This is a genomic window from Eudoraea algarum (assembly GCF_050589645.1).
Classification (GTDB): Bacteria; Bacteroidota; Bacteroidia; order Flavobacteriales; family Flavobacteriaceae; genus JBNGOQ01.
Genome location: NZ_JBNGOQ010000002.1, coordinates 974,527 through 988,152 on the forward strand (window position 1 = coordinate 974,527; position 13,626 = coordinate 988,152).

Annotated in this window: 9 protein-coding genes; 8 read left to right on the plus strand and 1 reads right to left on the minus strand. The window is 42.4% G+C overall.

The genetic code is table 11. The features are described 5' to 3' along the window. The first annotated feature begins 1 nt into the window (after position 1). The 7 genes from ACRD67_RS10760 (at position 2) to ACRD67_RS10790 (ending at position 7,491) form a co-directional block, all read left to right on the plus strand. The gene (locus ACRD67_RS10760) at positions 2–1,027 is read left to right on the plus strand and encodes a glycosyltransferase (protein WP_430967142.1); all 1,026 of its coding nucleotides are present in this window, start codon (positions 2–4) and stop codon (positions 1,025–1,027) included. Beyond that, on the plus strand, positions 1,024–1,992 hold the full coding sequence (locus ACRD67_RS10765; protein WP_430967143.1) for an ATP-grasp domain-containing protein: 969 nt from the start codon (positions 1,024–1,026) through the stop codon (positions 1,990–1,992). Before ACRD67_RS10760 ends, ACRD67_RS10765 begins: the two co-directional genes overlap by 4 nt. After that, positions 1,961–2,632: an HAD family hydrolase gene (locus tag ACRD67_RS10770; protein WP_430967144.1), complete on the plus strand. Its 672-nt coding sequence runs from the start codon at positions 1,961–1,963 to the stop codon at positions 2,630–2,632. Before ACRD67_RS10765 ends, ACRD67_RS10770 begins: the two co-directional genes overlap by 32 nt. Before the next feature lie 54 nt (positions 2,633–2,686). Then, positions 2,687–3,712 carry a peptidoglycan bridge formation glycyltransferase FemA/FemB family protein gene (locus ACRD67_RS10775; protein WP_430967145.1) on the plus strand — a complete coding sequence of 342 codons (1,026 nt, stop codon included), beginning with the start codon at positions 2,687–2,689 and terminating at the stop codon, positions 3,710–3,712. A gap of 7 nt (positions 3,713–3,719) precedes the next feature. Then, positions 3,720–4,973, plus strand: coding sequence for a GNAT family N-acetyltransferase (locus ACRD67_RS10780; protein WP_430967146.1), 1,254 nt, complete (start codon positions 3,720–3,722; stop codon positions 4,971–4,973). Positions 4,974–5,080: 107 nt separating this feature from the next. Beyond that, on the plus strand, positions 5,081–6,529 hold the full coding sequence (locus ACRD67_RS10785; RefSeq protein ID WP_430967147.1) for an MBOAT family O-acyltransferase: 1,449 nt from the start codon (positions 5,081–5,083) through the stop codon (positions 6,527–6,529). A gap of 2 nt (positions 6,530–6,531) precedes the next feature. Next, complete coding sequence (locus ACRD67_RS10790; protein ID WP_430967148.1) at positions 6,532–7,491, plus strand: hypothetical protein; 960 nt, start codon at positions 6,532–6,534, stop codon at positions 7,489–7,491. On the opposite strand, the gene ACRD67_RS10795 is transcribed toward ACRD67_RS10790, so the two are convergent. Beyond that, complete coding sequence (locus tag ACRD67_RS10795; protein WP_430967149.1) at positions 7,473–9,158, minus strand: carbamoyltransferase family protein; 1,686 nt, start codon at positions 9,156–9,158, stop codon at positions 7,473–7,475. The two genes, ACRD67_RS10790 and ACRD67_RS10795, sit on opposite strands and share 19 nt — an antisense overlap. Before the next feature lie 542 nt (positions 9,159–9,700). On the opposite strand from ACRD67_RS10795, the gene ACRD67_RS10800 reads away from it, so the two are divergent. Beyond that, positions 9,701–13,626 (plus strand): PKD domain-containing protein (locus ACRD67_RS10800; RefSeq protein WP_430967150.1); only part of this gene is annotated, 3,926 nt, incomplete at its 3' end.

A 13,626-nucleotide genomic window follows, 5' to 3' on the forward strand; every position in this document is an offset into this window, starting at 1 on the left:
AATGAACACACAATTAAGCATCATAATACCTTGCTATAACATGGAGCGCTATCTCTCCGTATGTTTGGAAAGCCTGCTTGTCCAAAACTTAGGCGAGGATATATACGAAGTCATTATTGTAAACGACGAGTCTACGGACAAGACCCTAAAACTTGCAGAACAGTATAGTGAACAACATGCCAATATCCATGTTGTAGACAAAACAAATGCGGGGGTGGGGGCAGCTAGAAATTCCGGATTTGACAGAAGTACGGGAGAATATGTCTATTTTTTGGACCCGGACGACTATTTGTCAGCCAATGTGCTGGGGCGTCTTTTGAATTTAATCCCACGCAATGATTTGGACATTCTAACGTTCAAAAGTAAGCCAGTTACCGATGAAAGTCATACGGAATGTATGACCGGGGATACCATTCCGGATTCTCTCGACATTTTTGATGGGATTTCCTATATCGCGCATCACAACTATCAGAATGAGGTCTGGTGGTACATTATAAAAAAAGAGTTTATGCAGGCATCGGGAGTTCGTTTTATTGAGGGAAGATGGATGGAGGATGCGATTTTCACCACCGAATTGATTTGCAAAGCCAAACGTATAGCTCATGTAGCTTTGGACGCACATCGATATCGTATTTTGCCAACTTCCGCTATGCGGAACAAAACTCCTGAACATTACAACAAAGTGATATATGACAATGAACATGCGGCTCATTTTTTTGATGGCCTCATAAAGAAAATACCTGAATCACATAGCAAAAGGGAAGATTGCGTGACCAGATTGAAAACGCGGCAACAATCGTTTGTGTTTTTCTTGCTGGTACGTTTAATGAAATCTGATATTTCGCTTAAGGAAATCCCAAAAATGCTAAAGGGTTTTAGTAAAAAAGGCGCTTATCCGCTAAGTAATTTTATTGGAAAGGATTATTTTGGGACAAAATATACTTTTTTGGTTTTTGTATTTAACTCCAAACTCCTGATAAGGCCTTTTATGCAAATATATAGAACACTATACCGAGTAGCAAAATGAACATTTTAATCACATCCGCAGGAAGAAGAGTTTCTTTGGTGAAAGCTTTTCGAAAGGAACTTAAAAAAATTGATCCAAAGGGAAAAGTCATCGCATCCGATGCCAATCCGCTCCTTGCGGCAGCATGTCAGGTAGCCGATGACTATTTCGAAGTTCCCTTGTTGGATAAGGTAAATTATATCCAATTACTACTGGAACACTGCTTAAAGCATGAAATAAAACTTATTGTACCCACACTAGATCCCGAGTTGATCTTGCTTGCCAAGAACAAATCACTATTTGAAGAAAACGGCATCAAAGTGGTGGTTTCAACGCCACAGTTTATTAGGCAATGTAGAGATAAAAGGGTAATCCATGATTTTTTTACATCCGCAGGGATTTTGGTAGCAAAGGAATACACCAAGGATAAATATAAATTACCCCTTTTTATAAAACCTTATGATGGGAGTAGAAGCATTGACACTTATATCATTAAGACCGAAAAGGATCTTAGGGAATACCATTTCCAAAATGACAAGTTAATGTTCTTGGAATACCTTGATCACGCAAAATTTGAAGAATTTACATGCGATCTGTATTACAACAGGAGTGGCTTTTTAAAATGTGTCGTTCCAAGGAAAAGAATTGAAGTCAGGGATGGGGAGGTGAATAAAGGCCTTACGGTAAGAAATGAGCTGGTGACTTTTATAAAAGAGCATTTAGGGCATATTGAAGGTGCGGTGGGTTGTCTGACCTCGCAATTTTTCAAGCATAAGAATACTGGGGACATCTATGGTATAGAAATAAATCCACGTTTTGGCGGAGGTTATCCGCTGTCCTATTTGGCAGGTGCGAACTTCCCAAAATGGATTATGGAAGAGTATTTTTTCGATACGGAAATCGATGATAAGTTCGATTGTTGGGAAAGTGATCTTTTAATGCTGAGATATGATCATGAGGTATTGGTACATGGATATAAAGGTTGATGAACATACGGTAATTGTATTTGACTTGGACGATACGCTTTATAATGAAATAGATTTTCTAAGATCTGCCTATCGCGATATAGCCAAGTACTTGGAACCCGTTCAGTGGAAAAGACTCTACGTGTTAATGTTTTCTCTTTATAGGGATAAACAGGATGTATTTGAAGTCTTGGCTGCCAAATACAATATGGATAAAAAAAATCTAATCATGAGGTATCGGGAGCATGAACCGGACATAAAACTATTTCCCGATGTTATGGAAAAACTAACTCAAATTAGAGACAAGAATGGATTTATCGCCATAGTCACGGATGGAAGAAAAAAAACACAAATGTTAAAAATAAAGGCGTTGGGAATTTCCAAAATAGTCGACAGGGTTGTTATCTCCGAGGAGGTCGGCTCCGAAAAGCCAAGTATCGCGAACTTTAAAATAATAGAAGATGAATTTAAAAAAAGCACTTATTACTATATCGCAGATAACCTGGGAAAAGACTTTGTAACGCCCAATGCCCGGGGTTGGAAAACGATTGGGTTAATAGATAATGGATTGAACATTCATAACAACGCCTATAAACATAATAAAGAACAATATATCCCCCATAATTTTGTTTCATCTTTCAATGAGATCAGTATCAGATAGATGCACAAAAAAGATCTGCAGTATTGATGATGGGTTGGATAAAGAATGGATTGGATGATAGAAGTTATTAGAGATAAGGAAAAATGGGATTCTTTGATCAAAAAGGTTGAAGATTATGATTTTTATCACACATATGACTATCATATGATTTCGAGGTCCGAAAACGAAACGGCCGTCCTGTTGAAATATGAGGAAAACAAAGTGCTAATTGGTGTTCCTTTACTTATTCGCAACGTGTTCGATACGGCGTACAAGGACGCAACTTCGGTCTATGGATATGCTGGACCCATTTCGGCAGGTATCACTGCTGACTTTGATAACAGGAACTTTTTAAGCGCACTTGAAAAATATCTTAAAGAGAATAACATCGTATCTATCTTTTCCAGGCTTAACCCCTTTATATTGAACCAAGAAAGGATTTTAAAAAACTATGGCGAAATTTTTACCCAAGGAAAGGTCGTCAATATCGATTTAAGCCTAGATATGGACATACAAAGGCAAAACTACCAACGTAGGCTCAAAACACATATCAATAAATCTAGAAGAAACTGCACGATCCGAAGAGCTTTGAATGATTCGGATTTACAAAAGTTCATTGATGTGTACTATGAAAACATGGATAGGGTACACGCAAAAAAATTCTATTATTTCAAGGAGATGTATTTTAAAAGTATGGCTAAGAGCAATGCATTTGAAACCGAAACCTTGCTTGCCGTTCATACCGAGTCCAACCAAGTTATAGCGGGTAGTATGTTCATTAAGACCAACGGTATAGTGCAATATCATCTCTCCGGTACCAAAAACGAATTTTTGCAATTGATGCCGACGAAATTACTCATTGATGAAATGCGGATTAGGGCAACCACGGAGGGTTTTAATTTCTTTAATCTGGGCGGCGGGCTAAAGGGAGATTACAACGATTCCCTTTTTCGGTTTAAATCCTCCTTTTCCAAGGATTTCCACGATTTTAATTTGTGGAAATTGATTGTGGACCATAAGGCATATCAAGAACTTACTTCTAGGATAGATCCCCCAAATAACACCGATTTTTTTCCGCTGTACAGAGTAGATGTCAAATAAGAAGAACATGCGTATATTTAATAACCCCTTCACCTCCAAAACTTTTGTACTGAAATGGCTCGAACACTTTAAATCCAAAAGTGAAGAGCGCAAGTTCAAGACATTCGAAGGCCTCTCATTTTACAAACGAGGAATCCTACCCTACTACGTTAATGTGGGCCGCAATCTTACCAAAGGTATTTCCTATACCGTTCCTGAGGTCCTAAAAAGCGAAATACGTAAAAGGGTATTCCTGATCTATGATGTTCCAGGTTTTTTTGAAATGCAGATGCCAGAAAATACGAAATCGCTAAAACTTAGGAAATTAAAGCAATACCAGGGGTTCCTGATCGATTTGGAGCATTATGGCGACCTTAAGGACTACATGACTTCCAATATCAGCAAAAGTAGTCGGTATAAATTCAACAAATACAAAAAAAGGCTTGAGCTCTGTTTTGATATCAAATACAAGATGTTCTACGGGGACATTTCCAAAGAGGAGTACAGCACTATCTTCAAACATTTTAGACACCTTTTGGAAAAGCGCTTTTCGGATAAACAAATTACTAATAACAACCTTCATCCAAGGGAATGGGAATTTTACAAAGATGTGGTACATCCCTTAATTCTGGAAAAAAGAGCCTCCCTGTTTGTAGTTTACAATGGTGATGTCCCCATAGGGATTACCTTAAACTATTTTTCAAAAAAAGTACTGTTCGATGCCATTACCGTTTTTGACATCGACTATTCCAAATTTCATATAGGCACCGTCACCATCATGAAATTAATAGAGTGGTCTATAGCTCAGGAACTGAAGATTCTGGATTTTTCCAAAGGTTATTTTGAGTACAAAAAAAGATGGATGACCAGAGAGTATCCCTTTGAATATCACCTATATTACGATTCAAAATCTCCAGCATCCCTTTTACTGGCTTTCATTATTAAAAACTATTTTACACTCAAACAGTTCCTAAGGGAAAAAGAGATTAATGAACTTTTTCATAAGCTTACCTTCTTTTTCGAAAGAGGTAAAAAGACCGCAACCCAAAGCCAGAAATTCGCCTATGATTTGGAGGAACTGAGCGCTCCCCCGGAACAGGACGGCCTTCAAGAAATCTCACTGGGGAATTCCAAGAACGTACATCTTAGAAAGGTAATTTTTGATTTCCTCTATCTAAATACAATGAAACTTAGCGACCTATGCCTTTATGCGCAGGCGTCCGATCGCTCAATATATTTTATTTTTTGCGGAAGAGCCTGGCGAAAAATAACCTTAAAATAAGCTAATGCACACTTCTGGCTTTCGACACCACAAAAGGTATAAGGTGTTCATGGGGACATGGGAGCTGATCGCAGCGTGCAAAAGAGTCCTATTAAACGCCTTATATAATGTTGTTCAACTCCATTGAATTTCTGATTTTTCTCCCCCTTTCCTTTGTGCTGTATTGGTTTCTGCTCAATAGAAATCTAAAACTACAGAACCTTTTACTAGTGGTACTCAGTTATTTGTTCTACGGATGGTGGGACTGGCGTTTTCTGTCCTTGATTTTTTTAAGCACTTTTGTGGACTACCTTGTAGGGCAAAAAATCCATAGGGCACAAGACCGTGAAAGAAAAAGATGGTTATGGGTGAGTATCGGTTTTAACATTGGCCTTTTGGGCGTCTTCAAATATTTTGACTTTTTTGTAGTTTCCCTCATTGATGCACTTGCATTTGCCGGATACGAGGTGACCCAGCCCTGGATGCTACATGTGCTGCTCCCTGTAGGTATATCCTTTTACACCTTCCAGACCTTGTCTTATTCCTTGGATGTTTCCCGCAAAGCGTTGGCCCCTACCAAAGATTTTATTGCCTTTGCAGCTTATGTAAGTTTCTTTCCGCAGCTTGTTGCTGGGCCCATAGAAAGGGCAGCATCCCTGCTCCCCCAGATATTGCAAAAAAGAAGGTTTTCCTACCAGCAGGGAGCACAAGGGGCAAAACTCATTCTTTGGGGGTTTTTAAAAAAAGTGGCAATAGCCGATTCCTTAGCTCCTATAGTGGACGATATTTTTGTAAACTACCACAGCTACTCGTCCCCAACCCTTTTCATGGGCGCTTTCTTTTTTGGTTTTCAAATTTACGCCGATTTTAGCGGTTATTCGGACATTGCCATAGGTACAGCCAAATTGTTCGGTATAGAGCTCCGTTCCAATTTTAAATTTCCATACTTATCCAGAAGCGTTGCCGAATTCTGGCGAAGATGGCATATATCCCTATCTACCTGGTTTAGGGATTATCTATATATTCCTCTTGGTGGATCAAAGCTTAACTCAAGGACCACGATCAGGAACATCTTTATTATATTTTTGGTAAGTGGATTTTGGCATGGTGCCAATTGGACGTTTATCGTTTGGGGTGGAATACATGCGCTACTGTTTGTGCCCCTTTTTCTCACCGGAACCAACCGAAATTATCTGCATGGAACAGTCGCCGAAAAAAGTGCATTGCCCACCTTCAGGGAATTTGTACAAATCAGCATTACGTTTACCGCCGTTACCTTGACCTGGATTTTTTTTAGGGCAGAATCCATTGCGCACGCCCTGGCCTATCTAAAACGTTTATTTGCCTTACATCCATATCAAGGGTATAACCATCCTCTCGGGTATAGGATGGTGGACTATTTCATTTTACTGTCCCTTTTCATGGGCTATGAATTTATCATCCGCAAAGACGAACGATCTCCCTTTAAATTTAAATCGAGATATTTGAGGTTCGGGCTATATGCGTTGGTCCTTTTGGCAATTTTATTGTTCTATGACGACCGAATAGATCGTTCATTTATTTACTTTCAGTTTTAATTATGAAAAAGTTTGTCCTTAAATGCTCCTTATATGTTGCCCTACTACTTTTAGTATTAGAGCTTCTTGTTAGGGTGTTTCATTTATATACAGAGGACCCTCCTAGGTTTATAGACGATCTGGGAGTGGAAAAACGTGTTCCAAACAGTACCGGATATGCCGTGACAGGCAACCGAAACCAAAATTTTTCAGAATTCCGTATCAATAGTTTTGGCTTCAATTCCTTTAGGGAATTCCACCCGTCCATAGACGAAAAGGAAATTGCACTTATCGGAGATTCCTTTATAGAAGGTTTTCATCAGGATTACGATCGGTCTACCGGAAAAAAGATGGAGGTCCTGTTGGGAGAATCCGTGGCGGTCTATGAATATGGATATGCGGGTTACGACCTTGCCAATCAATTGTACCTTACTAAGGCCTATGAGGCGGACTTTGAAGCCGTAGACTATATAATATTCTATTTAGACTATCCTACGGATCTAGAACGCTCCGAATATGTACCCAATAAAGACCGTATTACCCTGCTCTCTTCCAGGATGTTTAAAATAAGAGATCAAATTAAACTTCTGGCCTATACCTCACGCATCGGCCTTGTAGACCCTATCAAGCGTTTGGCACTTGGGATAAGGGACCGAAACAAACAAAATCCCTCCATAAAAGTAGATTCAGTAAAGCTTCGCACCAGGTATCAGAAAAATTTTGAAAAACTACTTTCGAGCTACCCTATCGACAAAAGTAAAACGGCATTTTTATTGAATTCCAAAACTACGGATAAGGGGTTTTTGGCCCATTGCAGGAGAAACAACATTCAATATATTGATTTTGGAAAGGTCTTTGAGCACTCGCAAACTGCACCAACATTAATCTACGATCAGCATTGGAACGACCATGGCCGAGATTTGGTAGCACAGGCAATCGTAGACCACTTAAAAGCGCAAGCGCCTCACTTGCTCAATAAATAATTACCAATGACCAGATAATCCAATCCTGTTGAATAAAAGCACCGCAGAGCGTCCTTAGGTGACTCCACGACCGGCTCCCCCTGGATATTAAAGCTGGTATTCAATACCACCGGCACACCGGTAAGAGCGCCAAGCTCGGAGATGACCTGATGGTACAACGGATGAAGTTCCTTGCTGACCGTCTGTAAGCGAGCACTTCCATCCACATGGGTCACCGCAGGGATCACTGCCTGCTTATCTTCCAGAACATCGCATACTTTAAGCATAAACGGCGCCTCCACCTCTAAATCAAAGAAGTCCTTATAGGATTCCAAAAGCGCAGACGGCGCAAAGGGACGATAAGCCTCTCTAAATTTTACCTCGGCATTAATTTTGTCTTTCATTTGTGGAAAGGCGGGGTTGGCTAAAATACTTCGGCTACCCAACGCCCTAGGGCCTATTTCCATGGGGCCTTGGAACCAACCTATGATTTTTCCCTCGGCCAAAAGTGCCGCAGCCTTACCACAGATATCCTGTACATAATCCGCATTTAACTTGGCGCCATCGATAACCTTCTTAATTTCTTCATTGTTGTAGCTGGTTCCTACATAAGGGTCGCTATGCACATAATTCCGTTCATTTTTAAAAATGCCGTTGTACAAATAATAAGCTGCTCCTATCGCCGTACCGTTGTCTCCGGCCGCAGGCATCACATATACATCCTTAAAGGGAGTTTCCCGGACGATACGGCCGTTCATAACACTATTGAGCGAGACACCGCCAGATATTACAAGATACGGCGCCTTAGTCCTTTCGTACAGGATATGGCAAAGTTCTAGCACCCTGTTTTCCAAAACATGCTGGAAAGCCGCGGCCAAGTCTTTGTGATTATCTTTGAACGCTCCCTTAGGACTCCGAGGAGCTCCAAAGATTTTTAGGAATTTTTCCGAGTAGGTGTTTTTCACCAAGTATTGATAGTTAAAATAGCTTAAATCTACTTTAACCTTGCCCTGTTTGTCCACGGAGATCATTTTCTCCACCTCTTCCTTAAACACCTCATGATTACCCATAGGGGCCAACCCCATGGTCTTCCCTTCATCATAATTGGGCTTAAATCCACAAAACTGTGTCACGGTCTCATAAAAAGACCCGAAGGAGTGCGGAAAGAAACTCTCCCCAAATTTTTGGACCGTATTCCCTTTCCCATGCCCGAGCCAGGTAGTGGCCCATTCGCCCGACCCATCAATTCCCAAAAGGGCAGCTTCCTTATAGGGTGATACAAAAAAAGTACCGGCCACATGGGTCAAATGATGTTGAATAAAGTGTACCTTAGGACCTTCATTGGTCTTCCATTGCTGCTTATACCAAAGCCAAAACCTGCGTTGTTTGGCATATGCATTCACTACATGATGGCCAAAAAAGGGCATAAAACTTTTAAGGTGCCCCAACACGTATTTCAACTTTTTCCACCAATGGGTCGTTGGCTTTATGGAAACGGCAATGTGATCTATGTCGGTAATGGAAATGCCGGCCATCTCAAGGCATTTTCTTATCGCTAATTCCGGAAAAGCACTGGTGTGCTTATCGCGGTTCAATCGTTCTTCCTCCATAGCCGCTACCAATTTCCCGTCAATAACAATACAGGCCGTGGAGTCGTGAAAGTAATAGTTGATTCCTAATATTACCATTTCTATATATTATGTTCAAAAATCTCAGAAAACCAGGATACCTTAAACTAGGTTCCTCTAATGTAAAAAGCCTTTTAAATGTCTACTCGTATAGAACGAAAAACCTTAAAAAGACCTAAAAGCCATGCGCATTTTGGCAGGACCTCCTAAATAAACCGGTAAAGCTATTCCAAAAAATCAGAAAAACACTTAAACACCCATGAAGCGTTTGTTAAATTCGATGGGCGGCACAAATAAATACAGAAAATTCGTCAATTCTTAATTTTTCCTCAAAAAAAGTCCTTTTGGCCGAAGGACATACCCCTCTTATTGACGTAAAAAACCTACATGTTCCTAAGTAAAAAATGATATAATCCGATTTCATATTTCCCATGGCAGAAGTTTGCCCGTTCCAAAAATCTATATAGGTATTTCATCGATTATACCCCGATTTTAGTCGATTTAGCAGAGGATATCGTTCTTTTTATGCGCAACTTTACCGAGCCAAATATTCCCCCAAGCATTTTATTGAAGAAGAAAAAAAATAACCAAACTTAAGGTGCATGAAACTTTCTACCCAAAATCGGCCCAAACGGAACGATTCAAAACGCATTGATTACCCATCTTTTCTTTTACTTCTGCTGTTCAATTTAATGATAAGCGGATTATACGGACAGACCATAAATTTTGGAGCTGCTGGTTTGGTAGGGGAATCCGTAAACAACCCGACTTCCTTGGACTTTGGCCCTAACGGTAAGCTATATGTGTCACAACAAGATGGTACCATTTGGGAATTCACCATAGAAAGAGATGATGCTAGCCCTGGAAATGGTACGTACACTGCCATAGTTAGCACTGCAATAGATATTATCAAAAACAATACACCAAATCACAATGATGACGGTAGTATCAACACCAGCAACACAAGGCAGATTACAGGTATCTTGGCTACCGGTACATCTACAAATCCAATTCTCTATGTAACCTCTTCAGACTCGCGAATTGGAGGTGGGGGTGGACTCGGAAATGATTCCAATTTGGACACCAATTCCGGGGTATTGTCACGACTCACTTGGAATGGGTCTAGTTGGGATAAGGTAGATTTGGTTCGAGGTCTTCCACGTTGTGAAGAAAACCATTCCACCAATGGGATGGATTTGTTTGCTTCCGGGGGTACCACATACCTTCTGATTCAGCAAGGCGGAAACACCAATCAAGGTGCACCCAGTAACAATTTTGCCGGTTCATCGGAATTTTATTTGGCCGGAGCGCTCCTTATTGTCAATCTTACACAATTGGAGCAAATGGAAGCGGCCAATGGTGGGCCGTATGTGGATACACGTCAAGGCAATACCGCCTATGTTTATGACCTTCCTACGGTGAATGATCCGGAACGCCCTGATATTACCAATGCCGATTCTACCTTCCCATACCCAGTGGGACATCCTCTGTACAATGCTACCATAGATTTAGGCGATCCTTTTGGGGGAAACAATGGACTGAATCAAAGCTTTTCGGAACCAGGTGGACCTGTGCAAATTTTCTCTCCTGGATATAGAAATGCTTACGATGTTGTTATTACAGATGACGGGCGAATCTATTCAGGGGATAATGGTCCTAACGGTGGTTGGGGCGGACCTCCCTCCATTTACGACAACAATGATAATCTTAAAGGGAACCATCACAGTACGACGTATGATCCCTCGGCCGGTGACTACGTAACCAACGAATTTAACATTTCTACTGGACAAAGCTTTTTCGACAATTTGCATTATGTAGGCACCGTCAATGATCCTAATAATACGTATTATGCAGGACACCCTGTCCCTATTAGGGCTTTTCCTTCCAGGGCCATGGTGATTAAATACGAGTATAATGGCAGTGCCTGGGTATCTTCTGGCACCTATGATTGGACCAGCCTAATCGCTGGGGTTTCCGGGTATTTTAATGCAAGTTTTGATATTGGTAATTTTCCAGATGACCCACGTCAGGGCCAATATATTTTGGATGATATTACCCACCCAACAGTAAACGTTTTGGATGCGGTAAACTCCTCCACTAATGGAATTTGCGAATATACCGCTTCCAACTTTGGAGGGGCACTGTCCGGCAATATATTGACGGCTTCTTTCAACGGAAACATCAATAGATATGCATTGAACGCCACTGGTGATGGTTTGCTTTTCAAGGATAACAGTTTTTTAAGCGGTTTTGGAAACATCCCCTTGGACGTTATAGCCCAGGGAGATAATGATCCCTTTCCAGGCACGATTTGGGCGGCTACCTATGGTGCGGATAACATTACCGTATTCGAGCCTGTAGATTTCACCAATTGTCTTCAGCCGGGGGAAACGGGTTATGACGCGCAAGCAGACTATGACGGAGACGGTTTTTCCAATGACGATGAAATTTCCAATGGGACCAATCACTGTTCAGCTGGAAGCAGCCCCAACGATAATGACGGGGACCTAATTTCGGATTTGAATGATACAGATGATGACAACGATGGGCTTTTAGATCTACAAGATGCCTTTGCAATTGATGCTACAAATGGTATGTCCACCAACCTACCTATAGCATATCCGTTTTGGAACAACGATCCCGGTACCGGGTTTTTTGGCCTGGGATTCCATGGATTGATGCTGGACCCTTCTGGAAACACCGATTATCTGAATCAATTTGACGGACAAAATCTTTCTTTTGGTGGAGCTGGTGGAAAGGCCACAGTAGATGTTATTTCTGCCGGAAATGCGCTTCAGTCTACCAACACTCAAGAAAATGCCTTTCAGTTCGGAGTCAATGTAGATGCGAACTCCAATCCCTTTACCGTGCATTCCAAAGTAGAAACTCCTTTTAATGGTGGAGATCCTTTGGAAGGACAATCCTATGGAATATATATTGGAAATGGGGATCAAGATAATTATTTGAAAGTAGTCATAATGAACGGCACATCAAACTTGGATGCTATTGATGGCTTTGAGGTCGTTTTGGAGAATAACGGTTTGGCAACAAGCTCCATATATGACGTAACCGGATTATCCACAGCCAATGGGGTGGATATTTACATTAGCGTCAATCCTTCCAATAATACAGCACAGGCTTTTTATTCATTGGATAGCGGTCAGAATATTTTTAGTTTAGGTTCCGCAATTAATCTACCTAGCAGTTTTTTAAGTGTCAGTGATAACCAAGGAATGGCTGTTGGAATAATTGGTACCTCGGGAAATTCGGGCATCGGATATACAGGGACCTGGGATTTTATTAATGTTACGGAAGACTTACCGGGCACCTTGATTGCTGATCCTACTAGTATTGATTTTGGTCAATTGGTTGTTAATAGCAGTCCAGCACAACTATCACTTACCGTTAGAAATGAAGGAAGTCCTGCAGAAGGACCTTTGGAGATATCCAGTATTTCAATTTCCGGAACTGATGCAGCATTGTTTGGTTTTAATGCCCTTTTGCCACTTGCCATTGGACCAGGTGCAGAAAAAATCATTCCTATTACCTTCACCCCCAATCAAATTCAAGGGGCTAAATCAGCAACCCTGCAATTAACATATACCGGTGGTACCATCTTAAATGTCCCATTATTGGCAGACCTTACCAATCCAGTACGTATCAGCGCTGGAAGCGCCTCCGATGTGCCCTCCACCGACGGCGGGGCCGATTGGGAGGCCAACCCCACCGGCGGGGCCTATACGGGGACCACATATTCCGTGAACACCGGGAACAATTTCAACAGCGGCATACCCTATGCCGGCAGGCACAGCTCCATACCCGCATATATCGACCAGGCCACCTTCGACGGCATCTTCGCCAGGGAACGCTACGATACCGCCTCGGCCCCGGAAATGGAGTTCTCCATCCCCCTTGTCAATGGAACCTATACCGTGAACCTCTTCATGGGCAACAGCTATGCCGGGACCAGCCAGCCAGGGTCCAGGATATTCGACATACTGATCGAGGGGGCCATCGTGGAGAACGACCTCGACCTGATCACCGCCTTCGGCCACCGCGTGGCCGGAATGCGCTCCTATCCCGTGACGGTGAGCGACGGCGTGCTCAACATCGCCTTCGGGCATGTCGTGGAAAACCCCTTGGTCAACGCCATTGAAGTTCTGGGAGGGGGCGTTCCCCCGGGCAACCAGGCCCCGGTGGCCGTGGCCTCGGCCGATCTTCTTACCGGAGAGGCGCCCCTGGACGTGGCCTTTACCGGAAGCGCCTCCACGGACGACTCCGCCATCGTATCCTACCTCTGGGACTTCGGCGACGGAAATACCGCCAATACCGCCGATGCCGCGCATACGTACAATACCGAGGGCTCCTACAACGTGACCCTCACCGTGACCGATGCGGAGGACCTCACCGATGTGGCCAACCTCAGTATCGTGGTCAGCGCACCTGCGGGCAACCAGGCCCCGGTGGCCGTGGCCTCGGCCGATCTTCTTACCGGAGAGGCGCCCCTGGACGTGGCCTTTACCGGAAG

What these genes read in the sequence shown, in the direction of transcription:
- ACRD67_RS10760 (WP_430967142.1), top strand. Translation starts at nt 2, where the DNA reads ATGAACACACAATTAAGCATCATAATACCTTGCTATAACATGGAGCGC.
- ACRD67_RS10765 (WP_430967143.1), top strand. Translation starts at nt 1,024, where the DNA reads ATGAACATTTTAATCACATCCGCAGGAAGAAGAGTTTCTTTGGTGAAA.
- ACRD67_RS10770 (WP_430967144.1), top strand. Translation starts at nt 1,961, where the DNA reads ATGAGGTATTGGTACATGGATATAAAGGTTGATGAACATACGGTAATT.
- ACRD67_RS10775 (WP_430967145.1), top strand. Translation starts at nt 2,687, where the DNA reads ATGATAGAAGTTATTAGAGATAAGGAAAAATGGGATTCTTTGATCAAA.
- ACRD67_RS10780 (WP_430967146.1), top strand. Translation starts at nt 3,720, where the DNA reads ATGCGTATATTTAATAACCCCTTCACCTCCAAAACTTTTGTACTGAAA.
- ACRD67_RS10785 (WP_430967147.1), top strand. Translation starts at nt 5,081, where the DNA reads ATGTTGTTCAACTCCATTGAATTTCTGATTTTTCTCCCCCTTTCCTTT.
- ACRD67_RS10790 (WP_430967148.1), top strand. Translation starts at nt 6,532, where the DNA reads ATGAAAAAGTTTGTCCTTAAATGCTCCTTATATGTTGCCCTACTACTT.
- ACRD67_RS10795 (WP_430967149.1), bottom strand. Translation starts at nt 9,158, where the DNA reads ATGGTAATATTAGGAATCAACTATTACTTTCACGACTCCACGGCCTGT.